1 pseudogene is annotated in these 218 nt (G+C 67.4%); it reads left to right on the top strand.

The window, feature by feature from the left end:
* Nucleotides 1-218: pseudogene (locus tag EXE42_RS18210) on the top strand (ZIP family metal transporter); the annotation flags it as partial.

Here is a 218-nt window from a genome sequence, read left to right as displayed (position 1 = left end):
GAGGTGCTGCTGGACGCCGACATCGACCCGCGGGAGTACGCCGAGGCGGACTTCAAGAAGCTGATCCTGATCCTCGGCGTGCTGACGGTCCACAGCTTCCCCGAGGGGATCGCGGTCGGCGTCTCCTTCGCCGACCTCGGGCTCGAGGGCGGCACCGCGCTGTTCGGCTTCACCGTCCCGCTGTTGGCCGTGTTCATGACCGTCGCCATCTCGATCCA

Source organism: Halorubrum sp. SP3, assembly GCF_005435195.1.
Lineage (GTDB): Archaea > Halobacteriota > Halobacteria > Halobacteriales > Haloferacaceae > Halorubrum > Halorubrum sodomense.
This window is presented reverse-complemented; position numbering and strand designations above follow the sequence as displayed.